Origin of the sequence: Candidatus Photobacterium acropomis, from assembly GCF_030685555.1 — a bacterium.
In the GTDB taxonomy this organism is placed as follows: domain Bacteria; phylum Pseudomonadota; class Gammaproteobacteria; order Enterobacterales; family Vibrionaceae; genus Photobacterium; species Photobacterium lucens.
The window spans coordinates 381,819-405,944 of the sequence record NZ_CP131609.1; the positions used below are offsets into that span (position 1 = coordinate 381,819).

Below are 24,126 nucleotides of genomic sequence, written 5' to 3' on the forward strand. Positions count from 1 at the left end.
GCGCAAGTCTACGGATTTCTCATAATGAATAAAAATGGTTTATTTTCAAAACCGCTTTTCCAAATTGGAATCCACCAGCTTTTAACGTTTATCAGTCAACCCTCGGCTGGAGTGATGAATAGTCTGTCATTTGTTATTGAGACAATTGAAGCGCATCGATAAACAAGCTAACGTAACAATATTAAGCCTGAATAGCTGAAAATATCACGACACCTAGCATAACCTCGGTGTTGCTGATGCTATTTAGGCACATTTGACCTAACTACCCTTCGATGGTGGTTTCTTGACAAGGACCTATACATGCAAGCAGTTATCGCACAACGTATTGAGCAGATCCGTCAGTGGCTTGAAGCAGAGCAACTCGATGCCCTACTGATCCCTCATGAAGATGAATATCTTGGAGAGTACATTCCCGATCATAACGAACGCCTTCATTGGTTAACCGGTTTCACCGGCTCGGCAGGTGCTGCCGTGATCACTCGTGACCGTGCTGCCATGTTTGTTGATGGTCGTTATGTTGTGCAAGTTCGCAAGCAAGTGCCGGGTGATGTGTTTGAATATTGCCATTTGATCGAGCAACCACCTGTGCAATGGGCATTAGAAAATCTAGCCGCAGGTAGCAAAATCGCCATTGATAACCGCCTACACAGTGCGGCATGGCTAAAAAACACTATCGCAACTCTTGATGGTGAGTTAGATCTGGTAGCGGTTAACGAAAACCCAATTGATGAATTATGGTTCGATCGCCCAGCACCAAAACTATCGGATGCCGAATTAATGGGGCTAGAGTATGTGGGTCAATCAAGCGAAGAGAAGCGTGAACAAATTGCCGCACTGCTTAAAAAGCAAAAAGCTGACGCTGCCTTTTTAAGCCAACTTGATAGCATTGCTTGGCTACTCAATGTCCGTGGTGATGATGTGCATTGTCTACCCGTTCTGCTATCAGCTGCGGTGATCCACAGCGATGCATCGGTGAATTTCTACATCGATCACCACCGCCTACCAGAAGGTTTTGCTGCACATGTCGGTAACGGGGTAAATATCTGTGAACCTGAACAACTCGCAGCAGGTTTAGCGGCATTTGCAGGCAAGCGTGTACTGTTTGATTCAGCGAACAGTAACGCATGGGCGGCTCAGCAATTAACGGATGCTGGCGCACAACTTATTGAAGCGGCAAACCCAACGCTATTACCGAAAGCGGCGAAAAACACGACTGAAATTGCTGGTATGAAAGCCTGTCACATCCGTGATGGTGTGGCTATTGCCAAATTCCTCGCATGGGTTGATACACAAGTTGCGGATGGCAATCTATTAGATGAAGCCGCACTTTCCGATCAACTTTGGCACTTCCGTCAGCAAGATCCAACTTGTCGTGATGTCAGCTTTGATACGATTTCAGCCTCAGCTGGCAATGCGGCTATGTGTCACTACAACCATATTAACCAACCGCAACCAAGCAAGCTGCAAATGGATACGGTTTACTTGGTCGACTCAGGCGGTCAATACCCAGACGGCACAACCGATATCACCCGTACTATCGCTATCGGTAACCCGGGCGATGAAGTAAAACAAGCCTTCACATTAGTACTAAAAGGTCATATTTCATTGGCTTCGGCACGTTTTCCGAAAGGCACAACAGGCTCTCAGCTTGACGCACTCGCGCGTCAGCACCTATGGGCGTATGGTTTTGATTATGATCACGGTACAGGTCACGGTGTTGGTCACTTCTTAAGTGTTCACGAAGGCCCGCAACGTATTGCAAAAATGTACAACCCAACAGCATTACTGCCGGGGATGGTATTATCTAACGAGCCAGGTTATTACCGTGCAGATGCATTTGGTATTCGTATCGAAAACCTTGAACTGGTCGTCGATATTGAAACGCAAGGTGACATGAACGTGATGGGCTTTGAATCATTAACGCGCGCGCCTATTGATAAGCGTTTGATCGAGCCAACGCTACTAACTGACGTAGAGCTTGCATGGCTTAACAACTATCACCAAACCGTATTTAACGTGATCAGCCCATCGCTGACAGGTAGTGATCTTGAATGGCTAACACAAGCAACATCACCGCTAAGTCGTTAACGCTCAAATAAGAAAAAGAAAAGCCAGTACACATCAGGTACTGGCTTTATTTTTATCCAGAGTATGCAGGGTGCCAATCTTTCCACACCACTTCAAACCCCTGTTGCTTAACCGCGGTAGCGACATCTGCGACCGAGCGTTCATCACTGATCGCAAATTGTTCTAGCTCTGGTGTGTCATCGGCGTATCCACCCGGTTGGGTTTTAGAGCCCGCCGACATACTAGTGATCCCCAAAGGCAATACGTTATCGCGAAAATGCGGTGATTCTCGAGTCGATAACGACAGCTCGACTTCAGGATTAAACAACCGATAAGCACAAATCAATTGCACCAGTTGGCGATCCGTCATCACAGATTTTGGCTCTAATCCACCAGTACAGGGTCTTAAACGTGGGAATGAAATCGAATAGCGGCTTTGCCAATAGGTTCGCTCAAGATAAGCCAAGTGACTGGCAACAAAAAAACAATCCGTGCGCCATTCTTCCATGCCGATCAAAGCCCCAATCCCAATCTTGTCTATTCCTGCTTTTGCTAACCGATCAGGGGTCGCTAAGCGGTATTCAAAATTGGTTTTATTGCCTCGTAAATGGTGCTTCGCATAGGTTGGCGCATTATAGGTTTCTTGATACACCATCACCGCATCTAGACCAAGTTGTCGCAGCTCTTGATACTCATCTTGCTCAAGTGGCTGTACTTCCATTGCCAAATAACTGAAGTGCTGTTTAATTTGAGGAAGCGCATCACGAAAGTAATTCATGCCGACTTTGGTTTGATGCTCACCTGTAACCAGTAACACACTATCAAAATTTAGTGCTTTTATTGCTTCACACTCTCGCTCTATTTCCTGCCTATCTAAGGTACGGCGTTTAATGCGATTTTCCATCGAAAAACCACAATAGGTACACGCATTGGCACACAGATTCGAAAGGTATAAAGGCACATAAAAACTCATAGTATGACCAAACCGCTGACGCGTTAGCATCGCAGAGCTTTGTGCCATTTGCTCTAAGTAAGGCTCTGCCGCAGGTGAAATTAAAGCTTTAAAATCTTCTAAATCTCGCTTTGATTTGCCTAAAGCACGCTCAACATCGGTAGCCGTTTTGGCATAAATCGACAAACGGATATCATCCCAAGCCATTTGCTGCCAAACATCCACAAAGCTCATGCTGGCTCCTTACTCATTAAGAAATGCCGTTAATGGGCTTGATGCAATAGCATGGTTCACCTTACCAGCAAGACCCGCTTCATAGGCCATGCGACCACTTTCCACGGCCAATTTAAAGGCTCGCCCCATTGCAATAGGATCACTTGCCGCTGCAATAGCTGTATTGACCAATACCGCATCTGCGCCCATTTCCATCGCTTCTGCAGCATGAGAAGGCGCACCAATGCCCGCATCCACCACCACAGGTACTTGCGCTTGATCGATAATAATGTGCAGAAAATCGCGAGAAGCGATCCCTTTATTCGTGCCAATAGGCGCACCTAATGGCATCACAGCAGCGCATCCTACCTCTTCTAATCGCTTACAAAGCACAGGATCGGCATGACAGTAAGGCAGTACGACAAACCCTTCTTTTACTAGCTGCTCTGCCGCTTTTAGCGTTTCAATCGGATCGGGCATCAAGTATTTCGGATCTGGGTGAATTTCTAATTTTAGCCAATTCGTCCCCAATGCTTCTCGGGCTAGCTGCGCAGCAAAGATCGCTTCTTTGGCATTTTTCGCCCCTGACGTATTAGGCAGTAAATTCACTCCAGCTTGGATCAATGGCGCTAAGATATCGTCATCACGCTCAGCAATATTGACCCGCTTTAGTGCCATCGTCACGAGCTCAGATCCTGTTGCTAAAATCGATTCTGCCATGACATCACGATTGGCGTATTTACCTGTTCCGGTGAATAATCGCGATGTGAATGTTTTATCTGCAATAGTCAACATATTAGCCTCCTGCTATCGCTTGAAATAACGCGATCTGATCGCCATCAGCAATGACGGTTGTCGACCACTCACTGGCTGCAACAATTCGCTGATTTATCGCGACCGCAGTACCTTGTATGGGTAAATCTAACTGCTTAACAAATTGATTGACGGTTTGCTCAGCCTCGCAAGACATAGATTCATCGTTCAGCCAGATAGTTATCATGGTAGCCATTTACACAACCTCCCTTTGATCTTGCTGACCACATACAGGGCAACCAGAATCAGTATCGATTGATACCTGCTGCCATTTTCCTGTTAAGCCATTAAATTGCTGCAGTAAACCAAACCCAACTTCACCAACACCTGCGATAGCTTTGATCGCATTAAGCGCTTGTAACGTTCCAATAGTGGCCACAACAGGTCCCATCACGCCGTTACTACGACAATTTAGATCTTGTGGCCGCGCTTCAGCACTTAATGGAAACACGCATTGATAACACGGTGAGATCTGCCTGAAATCAAACGCCAGTAACTGTCCTTGCCAACCAATAGATGCACCAGCAATTAATGGTGTTTGATGCTGATAACAAGCTTGATTAACGGCATAACGAGTCGCCCAGTTGTCACTGCAATCGAGCACAATATCAGCCTGTTGTACTTCCATGGCAAGTTGAACACCTGCAAGCTTGGCTTTTACTGCACGCGTTCGTACCAATGGGTTCAATGCTAAAAGCTGATCGCAGGCTGCTTGCGCTTTATTAAGTGATACATCGGTTTCTCGATAAATCACCTGACGCTGCAAATTCGAACACTCAACCACATCATCATCTGCAATCACCAGCAAACCAACACCAGCAGCAGCGAGATACATCGCTGCCGCTGAGCCTAAACCACCGGCTCCGACGATCAGTACCTTGGCATTGTTAAGCTCAAGTTGCCCCTGCTCACCCATTTCTTCCAGCATGATTTGTCGGTTATATCGAATAAAAGCGTCATCAGAAAGTGTGTCAGTTGTCATACCCCACCTCCCGCTTAGCTAAACACTGCTTGAGTTGCTCAACGGCAATAGCAGGTTCGCTTGACTGGGTGATCGCACGTACCACCGCAACGCTACTCACCCCAGTTTTCCAAACTACTGGCACACGAGATAAATCAATGCCACCAATGGCCACGGTTGGGAACGCATTACCAATCAATTGTTGGTAAAGCTTTAAGCGATGAACACCTTGCGGTAATGACGGCATTTGCTTGGTTGTGGTTGGATAAATATGACCGAGAGCGATGTAACTTGGATTAAATGCCATCGCACGTAGGATCTCGTAATACCCATGGGTTGAGATCCCCAAGCGAAGGTTGGCTTGTTGAATAGCATTGAGATCAGCAACAGCTAAATCTTCTTGTCCCAAATGCACCCCAAAAGCACCATGCTCAATAGCCAGTTGCCAATAGTCATTAATAAAGACCTGCGCATTGGCCTGCTGACCTAACGCAATCGCATGCGCAACATCTTGCTCTAAGCCTTGTGCATTCGGATCTTTGATCCGCAACTGAGTGGTTTGAACATTTAGCTCAAGTAACTGCTTAACCCATTGGACGGAATCCACTACCGGATATAACGTCAGTTTCTCACTATCAACAGGTGCAAAAGCTTCAACTGGCTGACATTGATCTTGCCAACCAATATCTGACAGCTTTGAAAAATTAGCACAAACGATTTCAGGGAAAGCATCACGCTCGGTTGGCCAAATGCCCATCTGAGTTGACTGGGCATAGGCTCTTGCTAGCACTAATGCATCTTCCAATGGGTAATTCAGCGCGAGAGCGGCCAACAACATCGCTCGCTGTTGTGTTTGATCACCACACTCAACACTAAAGCAGCAACGCACGTCACCATCATGATGCCAAATATCTAGATAGCCACCCTTAACTGGCAAGCCACAAATTACTAAGTCTGGGCGTTTCAGTACTTCTGCTTTGAGCGATGAGAGTTTCGCATCGATAGAGCCCCATTGATCTTGGATCTCATAATCTATCAGCTCAGTGGAGCAGGCTTGTTCAAAGCCCACTCGTTTAATGCTCGATGATGTTGATACCTCAACCCAAGCTTGGCTTGATGGCATCAGCGTGACTTGCTCACCTAACTGATAGTCAGCAGCTGCGGCTAATAAGGGCTCAATATGCATCACCAAGGGCGATAAAGCCTTCGGTAAGCTTAATGTGCTCATTTAGCACTCCTCTTTCGCAGGGTGATAAAGCTCGCTACCTTTCTCACGGAATTCTTGTGCTTTTTGCTGCATGCCCTCTAACGGATCGTCTAATAGCTTGATTGCTAGCTCATCAGATCGTTCAAGATCTTTTGCATAATCACGTACTTCTTGAGAGATCTTCATTGAGCAGAATTTAGGACCACACATTGAGCAGAAATGGGCAATTTTGCCAGACTCTTGAGGTAGGGTTTCGTCGTGATATGCACGCGCCGTTTCAGGATCTAAACCAAGGTTAAATTGGTCTTCCCAACGAAACTCAAAACGTGCTTTTGATAAGGCATTATCACGTACTTGCGCACCGGGATGCCCTTTGGCTAAATCTGCCGCATGAGCACATAGCTTATAAGTAATAAGACCAACTTTTACATCTTCTTTATTAGGTAAGCCTAAATGCTCTTTAGGTGTCACGTAACAAAGCATTGCACAACCATACCAACCGATCATCGCTGCACCAATGCCCGAGGTAATATGATCATAGCCTGGTGCAATATCGGTAGTTAGAGGGCCTAAGGTATAGAATGGCGCTTCATGACAATGCTCAAGCTGCTCTTCCATGTTTTCTTTGATCATATGCATTGGTACGTGTCCAGGGCCTTCAATCATGACCTGAACATCGTATTCCCATGCAATCTTCGTCAACTCACCTAAGGTACGTAGCTCACTAAACTGCGCTTCATCATTCGCATCAGCGACGGATCCCGGACGCAGGCCATCACCCAGTGATAGTGAAATATCGTATTGCGCACAAATCTCACAGATCTCACGGAAGTGCTCGTAGAGGAAACTTTCTTTATGGTGTGCCAAGCACCACTTGGCCATAATAGAGCCGCCACGCGATACAATGCCTGTTACGCGTTTTGCCGTCATTGGTACATAACGAAGCAGTACACCAGCATGGATAGTGAAGTAATCCACCCCTTGCTCAGCTTGCTCTAGTAATGTGTCACGGAATACTTCCCAGTTAAGGTTCTCAGCCACACCATTCACTTTTTCAAGAGCTTGATACATAGGTACCGTACCAATCGGAACAGGGCTGTTACGAATGATCCATTCACGGGTTTCGTGAATATTTCGACCTGTTGATAAATCCATTACCGTATCGCCGCCCCAACGGGTCGACCAAACAAGCTTCTCAACTTCTTCTTCAATTGATGAACTCACTGCCGAGTTACCAATGTTGGCATTCACTTTAACAAGGAAGTTTCGGCCAATGATCATTGGCTCAGTTTCTGGATGGTTAATATTGGCAGGAATAATTGCGCGACCTTCAGCCACTTCTTGACGCACAAACTCAGGGGTAATTTCTTTTGGTAAGTTGGCACCAAAGCTAATGCCTGGATGTTGCTGATTCAAGACTTCATCACGGTATTTCGCACGCCCCATATTTTCACGGATCGCGATATATTCCATCTCAGGAGTAATAATACCTTGGCGCGCATAGTGAAGTTGTGTCACGCACTTACCTGCTTTTGCACAGCGGATCGGTGCACGTTCACCAAAGCGTAAATCATCTAACGTCTTATCATCTAAGCGTTCGTTAGCATAATCAGAACTTAAACCGTCAAGGAGCTCTGTATCGTCACGATCTAAAATCCATTGTTCGCGAACAGTAGGCAAACCACTGTAGATATCAATCGTCTTATCCGGATCGGTATAAAAACCCGAAGTATCGTAAACACGTACAGGTTCGTTTGGTTCAAAAATAGGGGATTCTTTACTGCCACCAACCAAACTATCAGCAAGAGTAATTTCACGCATAGGTACACGAAGATCAGGTCGACTTCCCTGCACATACACTTTTTGTGAATTTGGGTATGGCTGAACAGTTAATGATTCAATAAATTGTTTCGCTTCCAGTCTCGCTTGCTTGCGATTCGACATAGCAGTTTCCTTGATTTTTCAATGTAGGGGAAAATGCTTGGCGGATGGGCGTAAACAAGAGGTGTGTACTTTATGTACAACTATGCAGATGCGTACAGTGATCCTAGAAGATATGTAGCAGAAGACATTCTCTTGTTCCCTTCGCAGGTATTAGCCTGATCAGGTTCAACGGATCCCGCAATGCGGTCTCAGCCATATGGCACTCCGACAAGTAGCAACGAGTATAGAGAAGCTGTAAAAGCGCAACAACCTTTATACTGAGAAAAAATGTGAAAAGTGACAGATAACAAAAAGCCGTGTATCAACACGGCTTCTTATTACATTCAGCATATTGCTCAAGATTATTGTGAAATTAATACATCACAATTAAGGTGATTCGCTAAAGAATCGCTTAAGTCACCAAAAAGGTGGAAAGTCGATTTGTGATACCCAGTGATCACAAGGTTCGCATTAAGCTCCTTGGCTAAGGCTTCAATATGTTTAGCTACATCACCATCTGCAGTATGAATCGCTTTAACCTTGTAAGAAGAAGCTGCAATGAGTTCAGACAACTCTTTCATACGCTTTTTAGCAATAGCGTCATGCTCTTCTTGTAATTCAACTTCAACATCAATAAAGCTGACGTTGCCAATCCCTGGTTCAACATAAGCAACATGTAAATCAGCGTGATTCTGCTCAGCAATAACGCCAGCTTTTACCATCAATTTATGCGCATTTTTATCTTCAGGGTTAACCGCTAATAACACAGTTTGGTAAAGCGACATATCTAGCCTCCTTGAGCTAAGGCTCATTACAAATTCAATAATTATGATTATGATGCTATAAATGTAGCTATACAACTAACGATGTGGCTGACGAATTAATATTCGAATGAATCAATGATTGCAATATTGGAGAGTTCTCACCTTTCTAACTAGCGATTATCATGACCGCTTTCTATCATTACCTGAAAATATAAACGAGATCCCAATGAGCCAATATTTATTACTAGGATTCATCGCGCTTGGTGGTGCATTCGGTGCCTGCTCACGATACCTAATTTCTGAGCTATGCGTAATGCTATTTGGCCGTGGCTTCCCATACGGTACTTTAACCGTAAACGTGCTGGGCTCCCTGATCATGGGGCTATTGATGTCAGCACTGAATCAAGGAATGATTGAAGCTGCGCCATGGCGACCAATCATCGGCTTGGGCTTCCTAGGTGCATTAACTACGTTCTCAACATTCTCAATGGATAACGTAGTACTTATGCAGCAAGGCGATTTTTTTAAAGCTGGTTTAAACATTTTGCTTAACGTTATTGTCAGTATCGCCGCATGTTATGTTGGTTACCAAATCATGATGAAAAGCTAACTAGCAGACATAAAAAAACCGCCTATTAGGCGGTTTTTTATGTCTTACATCTAGGATACGTAAACTTAAATAGCAATTTACCCAATAGCACGACATACCATCATTTATATCAAACTCAAAAAACTGCATCTTAATCATGCTTTATAGACAATCGAAAAGTCTAAATCGATAAATGCAAAAAAGCCCCGCTATTTCTAGCGAGGCTTCTTAATAAGTGGCGGAGCGGACGGGACTCGAACCCGCGACCCCCGGCGTGACAGGCCGGTATTCTAACCAACTGAACTACCGCTCCACACGGAGATAAAACGTTCGTTTTATCCGATACCTGTCGTTCAGAACAAGCATCTTATCTTTTTTGCTTTCATCTTTTTCTTAAAAAGATGAAAACGAATAGGAAGCCTGGCGATGTCCTACTCTCACATGGGGAGACCCCACACTACCATCGGCGCTATTACGTTTCACTACTGAGTTCGGCATGGGATCAGGTGGGTCCATAATGCTATGGTCGCCAAGCAAATTCGGTACAATCTTGAAAAGCTGATTCTCAAACACACGTTCAAGTGTTCTTGGAGTCCGTATAAAACCCCTTGGGTGTTGTATGGTTAAGCCTCACGGGCAATTAGTATCGGTTAGCTCAATGCCTCACAGCACTTACACACCCGACCTATCAACGTTGTAGTCTTCAACAACCCTTTAGAGACCTTAAAGGTCTAGGGATGACTCATCTTGAGGCTCGCTTCCCGCTTAGATGCTTTCAGCGGTTATCGATTCCGAACTTAGCTACCGGGCAATGCGTCTGGCGACACAACCCGAACACCAGCGGTTCGTCCACTCCGGTCCTCTCGTACTAGGAGCAGCCCCTCTCAATCATCCAACGCCCACGGCAGATAGGGACCGAACTGTCTCACGACGTTCTAAACCCAGCTCGCGTACCACTTTAAATGGCGAACAGCCATACCCTTGGGACCGACTTCAGCCCCAGGATGTGATGAGCCGACATCGAGGTGCCAAACACCGCCGTCGATATGAACTCTTGGGCGGTATCAGCCTGTTATCCCCGGAGTACCTTTTATCCGTTGAGCGATGGCCCTTCCATTCAGAACCACCGGATCACTATGACCTGCTTTCGCACCTGCTCGACTTGTCAGTCTCGCAGTCAAGCGGGCTTATGCCATTGCACTAACCTCACGATGTCCGACCGTGATTAGCCCACCTTCGTGCTCCTCCGTTACTCTTTGGGAGGAGACCGCCCCAGTCAAACTACCCACCAGGCACTGTCCGTAACCCCGATAAGGGGTCGACGTTAGAACATCAAGCATACAAGGGTGGTATTTCAAGGACGACTCCATAACCGCTAGCGCGATTATTTCACAGTCTCCCACCTATCCTACACATGTAGGGTCAATGTTCAGTGCCAAGCTATAGTAAAGGTTCACGGGGTCTTTCCGTCTAGCCGCGGGGACGCAGCATCTTCACTGCGATTTCAATTTCACTGAGTCTCGGGTGGAGACAGCGTGGCCATCATTACGCCATTCGTGCAGGTCGGAACTTACCCGACAAGGAATTTCGCTACCTTAGGACCGTTATAGTTACGGCCGCCGTTTACCGGGGCTTCGATCAAGAGCTTCGACCGAAGTCTAACCCCATCAATTAACCTTCCGGCACCGGGCAGGCGTCACACCGTATACGTCATCTTTCGATTTTGCACAGTGCTGTGTTTTTAATAAACAGTTGCAGCCACCTGGTATCTGCGACTCCCGACAGCTTAGAGAGCAAGTCTCATCACCGCTAGGAGCGTACCTTCTCCCGAAGTTACGGTACCATTTTGCCTAGTTCCTTCACCCGAGTTCTCTCAAGCGCCTTGGTATTCTCTACCTGATCACCTGTGTCGGTTTGGGGTACGATTCCTTATAATCTGAAGCTTAGAAGCTTTTCCCGGAAGCATGGCATCAATGACTTCATCACCGTAGTGACTCGACATCGTATCTCAGCCTTAAGATGGTCCGGATTTGCCTAAACCATCAGCCTACATACTTGGACCTGGACAACCGTCGCCAGGCTCACCTAGCCTTCTCCGTCCCTCCATCGCAATTATAAGAAGTACGGGAATATTAACCCGTTTCCCATCGACTACGCCTTTCGGCCTCGCCTTAGGGGTCGACTTACCCTGCCCCGATTAACGTTGGACAGGAACCCTTGATCTTCCGGCGAGGGAGTTTTTCACTCCCTTTATCGTTACTCATGTCAGCATTCGCACTTCTGATACCTCCAGCAAGCTTTACAACTCACCTTCAACGGCTTACAGAACGCTCCCCTACCCAATGAACTAAATCGCATTGCCGCAGCTTCGGTGTATAGCTTAGCCCCGTTAAATCTTCCGCGCAGGCCGACTCGACCAGTGAGCTATTACGCTTTCTTTAAATGATGGCTGCTTCTAAGCCAACATCCTGGCTGTCTGAGCCTTCCCACATCGTTTCCCACTTAGCTATAACTTTGGGACCTTAGCTGGCGGTCTGGGTTGTTTCCCTCTTCACGACGGACGTTAGCACCCGCCGTGTGTCTCCCGGATAGTACTTACTGGTATTCGGAGTTTGCAAAGGGTTGGTAAGTCGGGATGACCCCCTAGCCTTAACAGTGCTCTACCCCCAGTAGTATTCGTCCGAGGCGCTACCTAAATAGCTTTCGGGGAGAACCAGCTATCTCCGAGTTTGATTGGCCTTTCACCCCTAGCCACAAGTCATCCGCTAATTTTTCAACATTAGTCGGTTCGGTCCTCCAGTAAGTGTTACCTCACCTTCAACCTGCCCATGGCTAGATCACTCGGTTTCGGGTCTAATCCTAGCAACTCATTCGCCCAGTTAAGACTCGGTTTCCCTACGGCTCCCCTAAACGGTTAACCTTGCTACTAAAATTAAGTCGCTGACCCATTATACAAAAGGTACGCAGTCACCCAACAAGTGGGCTCCTACTGCTTGTACGTACACGGTTTCAGGTTCTATTTCACTCCCCTCACAGGGGTTCTTTTCGCCTTTCCCTCACGGTACTGGTTCACTATCGGTCAGTCAGGAGTATTTAGCCTTGGAGGATGGTCCCCCCATATTCAGACAAGATAACACGTGTCCCGTCCTACTCGTTTTCACTGATAAGATGTTGTCGGTTACGGGGCTATCACCCTGTATCGCGGAACTTTCCAGAACCTTCACCTAACATCAAACTAGCTTAAGGGCTAATCCGGTTTCGCTCGCCGCTACTACCGGAATCTCGGTTGATTTCTCTTCCTCGGGGTACTTAGATGTTTCAGTTCCCCCGGTTCGCCTCGTGCTGCTATGTATTCACAACACGATACTTACTTATGTAAGTGGGTTTCCCCATTCGGAAATCCCAGAGTCACCGGTTTTTACTACCTCATCTGGGCTTATCGCAAGTTAATACGTCCTTCATCGCCTCTGACTGCCAAGGCATCCACCGTGTACGCTTAGTCACTTAACCATACAACCCCAAGAGGTTTCGTATGTTCAAACAACCAAGGTTTGTGTCCTTGATAAGAGGACATTGGTTTTTCGCCGGACTCGATACAAGACACTTGAATGTGTATTGTTTTGAGAACTCGTTTTCATCTTTCGATGAAAACTATAAATCAATCTATTGATTGAATTTACTAGTCAGCTTTCCAGATTGTTAAAGAGCATAACGCAAAAGCGTTAATCAATAACAAATGTTATTAATTAGCACTTTCGCTATTTTCTAAAATCATTTCACCAAGCAATCTGTGTGGACACTGCATTTAAACAGTTAAGTCTTTAGGTAAGGAGGTGATCCAGCCCCAGGTTCCCCTAGGGCTACCTTGTTACGACTTCACCCCAGTCATGAACCACACCGTGGTAAACGCCCTCCGAAGGTTAAGCTATCTACTTCTGGTGCAGCCCACTCCCATGGTGTGACGGGCGGTGTGTACAAGGCCCGGGAACGTATTCACCGTGACATTCTGATTCACGATTACTAGCGATTCCGACTTCATGGAGTCGAGTTGCAGACTCCAATCCGGACTACGACGTACTTTATGGGATTCGCTCACTCTCGCGAGTTGGCAGCCCTCTGTATACGCCATTGTAGCACGTGTGTAGCCCTACTCGTAAGGGCCATGATGACTTGACGTCGTCCCCACCTTCCTCCGGTTTATCACCGGCAGTCTCCTGGAGTTCCCACCCGAAGTGCTGGCAAACAAGGATAAGGGTTGCGCTCGTTGCGGGACTTAACCCAACATTTCACAACACGAGCTGACGACAGCCATGCAGCACCTGTCTCAGAGTTCCCGAAGGCACCAAAGCATCTCTGCTAAGTTCTCTGGATGTCAAGAGTAGGTAAGGTTCTTCGCGTTGCATCGAATTAAACCACATGCTCCACCGCTTGTGCGGGCCCCCGTCAATTCATTTGAGTTTTAATCTTGCGACCGTACTCCCCAGGCGGTCTACTTAACGCGTTAGCTCCGAAAGCCACGGCTCAAGGCCACAACCTCCAAGTAGACATCGTTTACGGCGTGGACTACCAGGGTATCTAATCCTGTTTGCTCCCCACGCTTTCGCATCTGAGCGTCAGTCTTTGTCCAGGGGCCGCCTTCGCCACCGGTATTCCTTCAGATCTCTACGCATTTCACCGCTACACCTGAAATTCTACCCCCCTCTACAAGACTCTAGTCTGCCAGTTCAAAATGCTGTTCCGAGGTTGAGCCCCGGGCTTTCACATCTTGCTTAACAGACCGCCTGCATGCGCTTTACGCCCAGTAATTCCGATTAACGCTCGCACCCTCCGTATTACCGCGGCTGCTGGCACGGAGTTAGCCGGTGCTTCTTCTGTAGGTAACGTCAAACAATGCCGCTATTAACGACACTGCCTTCCTCCCTACTGAAAGTACTTTTACAACCCGAAGGCCTTCTTCATACACGCGGCATGGCTGCATCAGGGTTTCCCCATTGTGCAATATTCCCCACTGCTGCCTCCCGTAGGAGTCTGGACCGTGTCTCAGTTCCAGTGTGGCTGATCATCCTCTCAGACCAGCTAGGGATCGTTGCCTTGGTGAGCCATTACCTCACCAACAAGCTAATCCCACCTGGGCTAATCCTGACGCGAGAGGCCCGAAGGTCCCCCTCTTTGCTCCGAAGAGATTATGCGGTATTAGCTATCGTTTCCAATAGTTATCCCCCACATCAGGGCATATTCCCAGGCATTACTCACCCGTCCGCCGCTCGCCGCCCTTAACGTTCCCCGAAGGTTCAGTTAAGTCGCTGCCGCTCGACTTGCATGTGTTAGGCCTGCCGCCAGCGTTCAATCTGAGCCATGATCAAACTCTTCAATTAAAGTTTTTGTGGTCTTTCGACCGGCTCAATGAATACTGTTAATTCATCATAAATGATGAATGAATTGACTGTGCTGATACCGAAGTATCAATTGGTCACTAGTATCATTGATAAATCTTTTGACTAATCATTCAACGAGTGCCCACACAGATTGCATGGTCAAATTATTAAAGAACGTTGACTTTCAATGCCTTAGCGCTTTGCGCTTCAGCAAGTCAGGTGGCGTATAATACGCTTATCTGATATTCAGTCAAGACAAAATTCTCATCTTTTTAATCAGTTGGTTAAAAGTGAAAACCTTCTTTGACCTCGCTCACATTCCAATCAGCGGGAGCGAAATAAAAGCCCGTTCATCAGAACGGGCCTTTTAATTGAAGCCTGGCGATGTCCTACTCTCACATGGGGAGGCCCCACACTACCATCGGCGCTATTACGTTTCACTACTGAGTTCGGCATGGGATCAGGTGGGTCCATAATGCTATGGTCGCCAAGCAAATTCGGTACAATCTTGAAAAGCTGATTCTCAAACACACGTTCAAGTGTTCTTGGAGTCCGTATAAAACCCCTTGGGTGTTGTATGGTTAAGCCTCACGGGCAATTAGTATCGGTTAGCTCAATGCCTCACAGCACTTACACACCCGACCTATCAACGTTGTAGTCTTCAACAACCCTTTAGAGACCTTAAAGGTCTAGGGATGACTCATCTTGAGGCTCGCTTCCCGCTTAGATGCTTTCAGCGGTTATCGATTCCGAACTTAGCTACCGGGCAATGCGTCTGGCGACACAACCCGAACACCAGCGGTTCGTCCACTCCGGTCCTCTCGTACTAGGAGCAGCTCCTCTCAATCATCCAACGCCCACGGCAGATAGGGACCGAACTGTCTCACGACGTTCTAAACCCAGCTCGCGTACCACTTTAAATGGCGAACAGCCATACCCTTGGGACCGACTTCAGCCCCAGGATGTGATGAGCCGACATCGAGGTGCCAAACACCGCCGTCGATATGAACTCTTGGGCGGTATCAGCCTGTTATCCCCGGAGTACCTTTTATCCGTTGAGCGATGGCCCTTCCATTCAGAACCACCGGATCACTATGACCTGCTTTCGCACCTGCTCGACTTGTCAGTCTCGCAGTCAAGCGGGCTTATGCCATTGCACTAACCTCACGATGTCCGACCGTGATTAGCCCACCTTCGTGCTCCTCCGTTACTCTTTGGGAGGAGACCGCCCCAGTCAAACTACCCACCAGGCACTGTCCGTAACCCCGATAAGGGGTCGACGTTAGAACATCAAGCATACAAGGGTGGTATTTCAAGGACGACTCTATAACCGCTAGCGCGATTATTTCACAGTCTCCCACCTATCCTACACATGTAGGGTCAATGTTCAGTGCCAAGCTATAGTAAAGGTTCACGGGGTCTTTCCGTCTAGCCGCGGGGACGCAGCATCTTCACTGCGATTTCAATTTCACTGAGTCTCGGGTGGAGACAGCGTGGCCATCATTACGCCATTCGTGCAGGTCGGAACTTACCCGACAAGGAATTTCGCTACCTTAGGACCGTTATAGTTACGGCCGCCGTTTACCGGGGCTTCGATCAAGAGCTTCGACCGAAGTCTAACCCCATCAATTAACCTTCCGGCACCGGGCAGGCGTCACACCGTATACGTCATCTTTCGATTTTGCACAGTGCTGTGTTTTTAATAAACAGTTGCAGCCACCTGGTATCTGCGACTCCCGGCAGCTTAGAGAGCAAGTCTCATCACCGCTAGGAGCGTACCTTCTCCCGAAGTTACGGTACCATTTTGCCTAGTTCCTTCACCCGAGTTCTCTCAAGCGCCTTGGTATTCTCTACCTGATCACCTGTGTCGGTTTGGGGTACGATTTCTTATAATCTGAAGCTTAGAAGCTTTTCCCGGAAGCATGGCATCAATGACTTCATCACCGTAGTGACTCGACATCGTATCTCAGCCTTAAGATGGTCCGGATTTGCCTAAACCATCAGCCTACATACTTGGACCTGGACAACCGTCGCCAGGCTCACCTAGCCTTCTCCGTCCCTCCATCGCAATTATAAGAAGTACGGGAATATTAACCCGTTTCCCATCGACTACGCCTTTCGGCCTCGCCTTAGGGGTCGACTTACCCTGCCCCGATTAACGTTGGACAGGAACCCTTGATCTTCCGGCGAGGGAGTTTTTCACTCCCTTTATCGTTACTCATGTCAGCATTCGCACTTCTGATACCTCCAGCGAGCTTTACAACTCACCTTCAACGGCTTACAGAACGCTCCCCTACCCAATGTGCAAAGTACATTGCCGCAGCTTCGGTGTATAGCTTAGCCCCGTTAAATCTTCCGCGCAGGCCGACTCGACCAGTGAGCTATTACGCTTTCTTTAAATGATGGCTGCTTCTAAGCCAACATCCTGGCTGTCTGAGCCTTCCCACATCGTTTCCCACTTAGCTATAACTTTGGGACCTTAGCTGGCGGTCTGGGTTGTTTCCCTCTTCACGACGGACGTTAGCACCCGCCGTGTGTCTCCCGGATAGTACTTACTGGTATTCGGAGTTTGCAAAGGGTTGGTAAGTCGGGATGACCCCCTAGCCTTAACAGTGCTCTACCCCCAGTAGTATTCGTCCGAGGCGCTACCTAAATAGCTTTCGGGGAGAACCAGCTATCTCCGAGTTTGATTGGCCTTTCACCCCTAGCCACAAGTCATCCGCTAATTTTTCAACATTAGTCGGTTCGGTCCTCCAGTAAGTGTTACCTCACCTTCAACCTGCCCATGGCTAGATCACTCGGTTTCGGGTCTAATCCTAGCAACTATGACGCCCAGTTAAGACTCGGTTTCCCTACGGCTCCCCTAAACGGTTAACCTTGCTACTAAAATTAAGTCGCTGACCCATTATACAAAGGTACGCAGTCACCCAACAAGTGGGCTCCTACTGCTTGTACGTACACGGTTTCAGGTTCTATTTCACTCCCCTCACAGGGGTTCTTTTCGCCTTTCCCTCACGGTACTGGTTCACTATCGGTCAGTCAGGAGTATTTAGCCTTGGAGGATGGTCCCCCATATTCAGACAAGATAACACGTGTCCCGTCCTACTCGTTTTCACTGATAAGATGTTGTCGGTTACGGGGCTATCACCCTGTATCGCGGAACTTTCCAGAACCTTCACCTAACATCAAACTAGCTTAAGGGCTAATCCGGTTTCGCTCGCCGCTACTACCGGAATCTCGGTTGATTTCTCTTCCTCGGGGTACTTAGATGTTTCAGTTCCCCGGTTCGCCTCGTGCTGCTATGTATTCACAACACGATACTTACTTATGTAAGTGGGTTTCCCCATTCGGAAATCCCAGAGTCACCGGTTTTTACTACCTCATCTGGGCTTATCGCAAGTTAATACGTCCTTCATCGCCTCTGACTGCCAAGGCATCCACCGTGTACGCTTAGTCACTTAACCATACAACCCCAAGAGGTTTCGTATGTTCAAACAACCAAGGTTTGTGTCCTTGATAAGAGGACATTGGTTTTCGCCGGACTCGATACAAGACACTTGAATGTGTATTGTTTTGAGAACTCGTTTTCATCTTTCGATGAAAACTATAAATCAATCTATTGATTGAATTTACTAGTCAGCTTTCCAGATTGTTAAAGAGCATTGTGTTTATCGTTAGATAACCACTTTTTAAAAACACTCATAAGAATGTGTTTAAAGAGTGGTGGAGCTATGCGGGATCGAACCGCAGACCTCCTGCGTGCAAGGCAGGCGCTCTCCCAGCTGAGCTATAACCCCAACGATATAAAAGACTTAAAACCGCCACTTTCTTCTGAGGAGAAAGTGGTGGGTCTGAGTGGACTTGAACCACCGACCTCACCCTTATCAGGGGTGCGCTCTAACCACCTGAGCTACAGACCCAAGTCTTTTTGCGTTCTTTACTATTAACCAAGCAATCTGTGTGGACACTGCATTCAACAGTTAAGTCTTTAGGTAAGGAGGTGATCCAGCCCCAGGTTCCCCTAGGGCTACCTTGTTACGACTTCACCCCAGTCATGAACCACACCGTGGTAAACGCCCTCCCGAAGGTTAAGCTATCTACTTCTGGTGCAGCCCACTCCCATGGTGTGACGGGCGGTGTGTACAAGGCCCGGGAACGTATTCACCGTGACATTCTGATTCACGATTACTAGCGATTCCGACTTCATGGAGTCGAGTTGCAGACTCAATCCGGACTACGACGTACTTTATGGGATTCGCTCACTCTCGCGAGTTGGCAGCCCTCTGTATACGCCATTGTAGCACGTGTGTAGCCCTACTCGTAAGGGCCATGATGACTTGACGTCGTCCCCACCTTCCTCCGGTTTATCACCGGCAGTCTCCCTGGAGTTCCCACCTTACGTGCTGGCAAACAAGGATAAGGGTTGCGCTCGTTGCGGGACTTAACCCAACATTTCACAACACGAGCTGACGACAGCCATGCAGCACCTGTCTCAGAGTTCCCGAAGGCACCAATCCATCTCTGGAAAGTTCTCTGGATGTCAAGAGTAGGTAAGGTTCTTCGCGTTGCATCGAATTAAACCACATGCTCCACCGCTTGTGCGGGCCCCCGTCAATTCATTTGAGTTTTAATCTTGCGACCGTACTCCCCAGGCGGTCTACTTAACGCGTTAGCTCCGAAAGCCACGGCTCAAGGCCACAACCTCCAAGTAGACATCGTTTACGGCGTGGACTACCAGGGTATCTAATCCTGTTTGCTCCCCACGCTTTCGCATCTGAGCGTCAGTCTTTGTCCAGGGGCCGCCTTCGCCACCGGTATTCCTTCAGATCTCTACGCATTTCACCGCTACACCTGAAATTCTACCCCCTCTACAAGACTCTAGTCTGCCAGTTCAAAATGCTGTTCCGAGGTTGAGCCCCGGGCTTTCACATCTTGCTTAACAGACCGCCTGCATGCGCTTTACGCCCAGTAATTCCGATTAACGCTCGCACCCTCCGTATTACCGCGGCTGCTGGCACGGAGTTAGCCGGTGCTTCTTCTGTAGGTAACGTCAAACAATGCCGCTATTAACGACACTGCCTTCCTCCCTACTGAAAGTACTTTACAACCCGAAGGCCTTCTTCATACACGCGGCATGGCTGCATCAGGGTTTCCCCCATTGTGCAATATTCCCCACTGCTGCCTCCCGTAGGAGTCTGGACCGTGTCTCAGTTCCAGTGTGGCTGATCATCCTCTCAGACCAGCTAGGGATCGTTGCCTTGGTGAGCCATTACCTCACCAACAAGCTAATCCCACCTGGGCTAATCCTGACGCGAGAGGCCCGAAGGTCCCCCTCTTTGCTCCGAAGAGATTATGCGGTATTAGCTATCGTTTCCAATAGTTATCCCCCACATCAGGGCATATTCCCAGGCATTACTCACCCGTCCGCCGCTCGCCGCCCTTAACGTTCCCCGAAGGTTCAGTTAAGTCGCTGCCGCTCGACTTGCATGTGTTAGGCCTGCCGCCAGCGTTCAATCTGAGCCATGATCAAACTCTTCAATTAAAGTTTTGTTGGTCTTTCGACCGGCTCAATGAATACTGTTAATTCATCATAAATGATGAATGAATTGACTGTGCTGATACCGAAGTATCAAATTGGTCACTAGTATCATTGATAAATCTTTTGACTAATCATTCAACGAGTGCCCACACAGATTGCATGGTCAAATTGTTAAAGAACGTTGACTTTCAATGCCTTAGCAAATTCCGCTTCAGCAAGTCAGGTGGCGTATAATACGCTTTTCTGATATCCAGTCAAGACAAAATTCTCATCTTTTTAATTGGTTGGTTAAAAGTGAAAACCTTCTTTGACCTCGCTCACATTCCAATCAGTGAGAGCGAATAAAAGCCCGTTCTGATGAACGGGCTTTCTAATTGAAGCCTGGCGATGTCCTACTCTCACATGGGGAGGCCCCACACTACCATCGGCGCTATTACGTTTCACTACTGAGTTCGGCATGGGATCAGGTGGGTCCATAATGCTATGGTCGCCAAGCAAATTCGTTACAATCTTGAAAAGCTGATTCTCAAACACACGTTCAAGTGTTCTTGGAGTCCGTATAAAACCCCTTGGGTGTTGTATGGTTAAGCCTCACGGGCAATTAGTATCGGTTAGCTCAATGCCTCACAGCACTTACACACCCGACCTATCAACGTTGTAGTCTTCAACAACCCTTTAGAGACCTTAAAGGTCTAGGGATGACTCATCTTGAGGCTCGCTTCCCGCTTAGATGCTTTCAGCGGTTATCGATTCCGAACTTAGCTACCGGGCAATGCGTCTGGCGACACAACCCGAACACCAGCGGTTCGTCCACTCCGGTCCTCTCGTACTAGGAGCAGCCCCTCTCAATCATCCAACGCCCACGGCAGATAGGGACCGAACTGTCTCACGACGTTCTAAACCCAGCTCGCGTACCACTTTAAATGGCGAACAGCCATACCCTTGGGACCGACTTCAGCCCCAGGATGTGATGAGCCGACATCGAGGTGCCAAACACCGCCGTCGATATGAACTCTTGGGCGGTATCAGCCTGTTATCCCCGGAGTACCTTTTATCCGTTGAGCGATGGCCCTTCCATTCAGAACCACCGGATCACTATGACCTGCTTTTCGCACCTGCTCGACTTGTCAGTCTCGCAGTCAAGCGGGCTTATGCCATTGCACTAACCTCACGATGTCCGACCGTGATTAGCCCACCTTCGTGCTCCTCCGTTACTCTTTGGGAGGAGACCGCCCCAGTCAAACTACCCACCAGGCACTGTCCGTAACCCCGATAAGGGGTCGACGTTAGAACATCAAGCATACAAGGGTGGTATTTCAAGGACGACTCCATAACCGCTAGCGCGATTATTTCACAGTCTCCCACCTATCCTACACATGTAGGGTCAATGTTCAGTGCCAAGCTATAGTAAAGGTTCACGGGGTCTTTCCGTCTAGCCGCGGGGACGCAGCATCTTCACTGCGATTTCAATTTCACTGAGTCTCGGGTGGAGACAGCGTGGCCATCATTACGCCATTCGTGCAGGTCGGAACTTACCCGACAAGGAATTTCGCTACCTTAGGACCGTTATAGTTACGGCCGCCGTTTACCGGGGCTTCGATCAAGAGCTTCGACCGAAGTCTAACCCCATCAATTAACCTTCCGGCACCGGGCAGGCGTCACACCGTATACGTCATCTTTCGATTTTGCACAGTGCTGTGTTTTTAATAAACAGTTGCAGCCACCTGGTATCTGCGACTCCCGACAGCTTAGAGAGCAAGTCTCATCACCGCTAGGAGCGTACCTTCTCCCGAAGTTACGGTACCATTTTGCCTAGTTCCTTCACCCGAGTTCTCTCAAGCGCCTTGGTATTCTCTACCTGATCACCTGTGTCGGTTTGGGGTACGATTCCTTATAATCTGAAGCTTAGAAGCTTTTCCCGGAAGCATGGCATCAATGACTTCATCACCGTAGTGACTCGACATCGTATCTCAGCCTTAAGATGGTCCGGATTTGCCTAAACCATCAGCCTACATACTTGGACCTGGACAACCGTCGCCAGGCTCACCTAGCCTTCTCCGTCCCTCCATCGCAATTATAAGAAGTACGGGAATATTAACCCGTTTCCCATCGACTACGCCTTTCGGCCTCGCCTTAGGGGTCGACTTACCCTGCCCCGATTAACGTTGGACAGGAACCCTTGATCTTCCGGCGAGGGAGTTTTTCACTCCCTTTATCGTTACTCATGTCAGCATTCGCACTTCTGATACCTCCAGCAAGCTTTACAACTCACCTTCAACGGCTTACAGAACGCTCCCCTACCCAATACGCTAAATCGCATTGCCGCAGCTTCGGTGTATAGCTTAGCCCCGTTAAATCTTCCGCGCAGGCCGACTCGACCAGTGAGCTATTACGCTTTCTTTAAATGATGGCTGCTTCTAAGCCAACATCCTGGCTGTCTGAGCCTTCCCACATCGTTTCCCACTTAGCTATAACTTTGGGACCTTAGCTGGCGGTCTGGGTTGTTTCCCTCTTCACGACGGACGTTAGCACCCGCCGTGTGTCTCCCGGATAGTACTTACTGGTATTCGGAGTTTGCAAAGGGTTGGTAAGTCGGGATGACCCCCTAGCCTTAACAGTGCTCTACCCCCAGTAGTATTCGTCCGAGGCGCTACCTAAATAGCTTTCGGGGAGAACCAGCTATCTCCGAGTTTGATTGGCCTTTCACCCCTAGCCACAAGTCATCCGCTAATTTTTCAACATTAGTCGGTTCGGTCCTCCAGTAAGTGTTACCTCACCTTCAACCTGCCCATGGCTAGATCACTCGGTTTCGGGTCTAATCCTAGCAACTATGACGCCCAGTTAAGACTCGGTTTCCCTACGGCTCCCCTAAACGGTTAACCTTGCTACTAAAATTAAGTCGCTGACCCATTATACAAAGGTACGCAGTCACCCAACAAGTGGGCTCCTACTGCTTGTACGTACACGGTTTCAGGTTCTATTTCACTCCCCTCACAGGGGTTCTTTTCGCCTTTCCCTCACGGTACTGGTTCACTATCGGTCAGTCAGGAGTATTTAGCCTTGGAGGATGGTCCCCCATATTCAGACAAGATAACACGTGTCCCGTCCTACTCGTTTTCACTGATAAGATGTTGTCGGTTACGGGGCTATCACCCTGTATCGCGGAACTTTCCAGAACCTTCACCTAACATCAAACTAGCTTAAGGGCTAATCCGGTTTCGCTCGCCGCTACTACCGGAATCTCGGTTGATTTCTCTTCCTCGGGGTACTTAGATGTTTCAGTTCCCCGGTTCGCCTCGTGCTGCTATGTATTCACAACACGATACTTACTTATGTAAGTGGGTTTCCCATTCGGAAATCCCAGAGTCACCGGTTTTACTACCTCATCTGGGCTTATCGCAAGTTAATACGTCCTTCATCGCCTCTGACTGCCAAGGCATCCACCGTGTACGCTTAGTCACTTAACCATACAACCCCAAGAGGTTTCGTATGTTCAAACAACCAAGGTTTGTGTCCTTGATAAGAGGACATTGGTTTTCGCCGGACTCGATACAAGACACTTGAATGTGTATTGTTTTGAGAACTCGTTTTCATCTTTCGATGAAAACTATAAATCAATCTATTGATTGAATTTACTAGTCAGCTTTCCAGATTGTTAAAGAGCATTGTGTTTCTTTCGAACCACTTTCTAACGATTTTCGGCGACAAGAATGCGGACTTAAT

9 protein-coding genes, 3 tRNA genes, 8 rRNA genes and 1 riboswitch are annotated in these 24,126 nt (G+C 48.0%); of the genes, 2 read left to right on the forward strand and 18 right to left on the reverse strand.

Annotation, left to right across the window (positions count from 1 at the left end; all coding sequences use genetic code 11):
• Positions 1–300 precede the first annotated feature (300 nt).
• Complete coding sequence (locus Q7657_RS08395) at positions 301–2,088, forward strand: aminopeptidase P family protein (RefSeq protein ID WP_107167087.1); 1,788 nt, start codon at positions 301–303, stop codon at positions 2,086–2,088.
• Positions 2,089–2,140: 52 nt separating this feature from the next.
• Here Q7657_RS08395 and thiH read toward each other — a convergent pair whose 3' ends face one another.
• The 7 genes from thiH to Q7657_RS08430 form a co-directional block, all read right to left on the reverse strand.
• Positions 2,141–3,253, reverse strand: a complete 1,113-nt coding sequence (thiH, locus tag Q7657_RS08400) for a 2-iminoacetate synthase ThiH (protein WP_107167086.1) — start codon at positions 3,251–3,253, stop codon at positions 2,141–2,143.
• 9 nt (positions 3,254–3,262) lie between these two features.
• Complete coding sequence (locus Q7657_RS08405) at positions 3,263–4,027, reverse strand: thiazole synthase (protein ID WP_107167085.1); 765 nt, start codon at positions 4,025–4,027, stop codon at positions 3,263–3,265.
• A 1-nt stretch (position 4,028) separates the two neighbouring features.
• Positions 4,029–4,241, reverse strand: coding sequence for a sulfur carrier protein ThiS (gene thiS, locus Q7657_RS08410; RefSeq protein ID WP_107167084.1), 213 nt, complete (start codon positions 4,239–4,241; stop codon positions 4,029–4,031).
• Positions 4,242–5,027: a HesA/MoeB/ThiF family protein gene (locus Q7657_RS08415; RefSeq protein ID WP_107167083.1), complete on the reverse strand. Its 786-nt coding sequence runs from the start codon at positions 5,025–5,027 to the stop codon at positions 4,242–4,244.
• Entirely contained in the window at positions 5,017–6,234 is a 1,218-nt protein-coding gene (thiE, locus tag Q7657_RS08420; RefSeq protein ID WP_107167082.1) for a thiamine phosphate synthase, read from the reverse strand. Before thiE ends, Q7657_RS08415 begins: the two co-directional genes overlap by 11 nt.
• Positions 6,235–8,157, reverse strand: coding sequence for a phosphomethylpyrimidine synthase ThiC (gene thiC, locus Q7657_RS08425; RefSeq protein WP_107167081.1), 1,923 nt, complete (start codon positions 8,155–8,157; stop codon positions 6,235–6,237). It abuts the gene before it with no gap.
• 119 nt (positions 8,158–8,276) lie between these two features.
• Positions 8,277–8,374, reverse strand: a riboswitch (TPP riboswitch).
• 124 nt (positions 8,375–8,498) lie between these two features.
• The gene (locus Q7657_RS08430; RefSeq protein WP_107167080.1) at positions 8,499–8,921 is read right to left on the reverse strand and encodes a universal stress protein; all 423 of its coding nucleotides are present in this window, start codon (positions 8,919–8,921) and stop codon (positions 8,499–8,501) included.
• Between the two features lie 205 nt (positions 8,922–9,126).
• Between Q7657_RS08430 and crcB the strand changes: the two genes are divergently transcribed.
• Positions 9,127–9,510: a fluoride efflux transporter CrcB gene (crcB, locus tag Q7657_RS08435; protein WP_107167079.1), complete on the forward strand. Its 384-nt coding sequence runs from the start codon at positions 9,127–9,129 to the stop codon at positions 9,508–9,510.
• A 215-nt stretch (positions 9,511–9,725) separates the two neighbouring features.
• Here crcB and Q7657_RS08440 read toward each other — a convergent pair.
• The 11 genes from Q7657_RS08440 to Q7657_RS08490 all read right to left on the reverse strand — a co-directional run bounded on the left by Q7657_RS08440 (position 9,726) and on the right by Q7657_RS08490 (position 23,870).
• Positions 9,726–9,802: transfer RNA gene (locus tag Q7657_RS08440), tRNA-Asp, on the reverse strand.
• A 105-nt stretch (positions 9,803–9,907) separates the two neighbouring features.
• Positions 9,908–10,023: ribosomal RNA gene (gene rrf, locus Q7657_RS08445) — 5S ribosomal RNA — on the reverse strand.
• An 85-nt stretch (positions 10,024–10,108) separates the two neighbouring features.
• Positions 10,109–12,999 (reverse strand): 23S ribosomal RNA (locus Q7657_RS08450).
• Between the two features lie 316 nt (positions 13,000–13,315).
• Positions 13,316–14,864, reverse strand: a 16S ribosomal RNA gene (locus Q7657_RS08455).
• Positions 14,865–15,240: 376 nt separating this feature from the next.
• Positions 15,241–15,356 (reverse strand): 5S ribosomal RNA (gene rrf, locus Q7657_RS08460).
• 85 nt (positions 15,357–15,441) lie between these two features.
• A 23S ribosomal RNA gene (locus Q7657_RS08465) occupies positions 15,442–18,328 on the reverse strand.
• A gap of 257 nt (positions 18,329–18,585) precedes the next feature.
• A tRNA-Ala gene (locus tag Q7657_RS08470) sits at positions 18,586–18,661 on the reverse strand.
• A 46-nt stretch (positions 18,662–18,707) separates the two neighbouring features.
• A tRNA-Ile gene (locus Q7657_RS08475) sits at positions 18,708–18,784 on the reverse strand.
• A gap of 73 nt (positions 18,785–18,857) precedes the next feature.
• Positions 18,858–20,406, reverse strand: a 16S ribosomal RNA gene (locus tag Q7657_RS08480).
• 376 nt (positions 20,407–20,782) lie between these two features.
• Positions 20,783–20,898 (reverse strand): 5S ribosomal RNA (gene rrf, locus Q7657_RS08485).
• 85 nt (positions 20,899–20,983) lie between these two features.
• Positions 20,984–23,870, reverse strand: a 23S ribosomal RNA gene (locus tag Q7657_RS08490).
• Together the 16S, 23S and 5S rRNA genes with 3 tRNA genes alongside form the textbook arrangement of a ribosomal RNA operon.
• Positions 23,871–24,126 lie beyond the last annotated feature (256 nt).

Bases quoted from the DNA above. Each gene is read 5' to 3' on its own strand.
- Q7657_RS08415 (WP_107167083.1), bottom strand. From the start codon at position 5,027: ATGACAACTGACACACTTTCTGATGACGCTTTTATTCGATATAACCGA.
- thiH (WP_107167086.1), bottom strand. From the start codon at position 3,253: ATGAGCTTTGTGGATGTTTGGCAGCAAATGGCTTGGGATGATATCCGT.
- thiC (WP_107167081.1), bottom strand. From the start codon at position 8,157: ATGTCGAATCGCAAGCAAGCGAGACTGGAAGCGAAACAATTTATTGAA.
- thiS (WP_107167084.1), bottom strand. From the start codon at position 4,241: ATGGCTACCATGATAACTATCTGGCTGAACGATGAATCTATGTCTTGC.
- crcB (WP_107167079.1), top strand. From the start codon at position 9,127: ATGAGCCAATATTTATTACTAGGATTCATCGCGCTTGGTGGTGCATTC.
- Q7657_RS08395 (WP_107167087.1), top strand. From the start codon at position 301: ATGCAAGCAGTTATCGCACAACGTATTGAGCAGATCCGTCAGTGGCTT.
- Q7657_RS08405 (WP_107167085.1), bottom strand. From the start codon at position 4,027: ATGTTGACTATTGCAGATAAAACATTCACATCGCGATTATTCACCGGA.
- thiE (WP_107167082.1), bottom strand. From the start codon at position 6,234: ATGAGCACATTAAGCTTACCGAAGGCTTTATCGCCCTTGGTGATGCAT.
- Q7657_RS08430 (WP_107167080.1), bottom strand. From the start codon at position 8,921: ATGTCGCTTTACCAAACTGTGTTATTAGCGGTTAACCCTGAAGATAAA.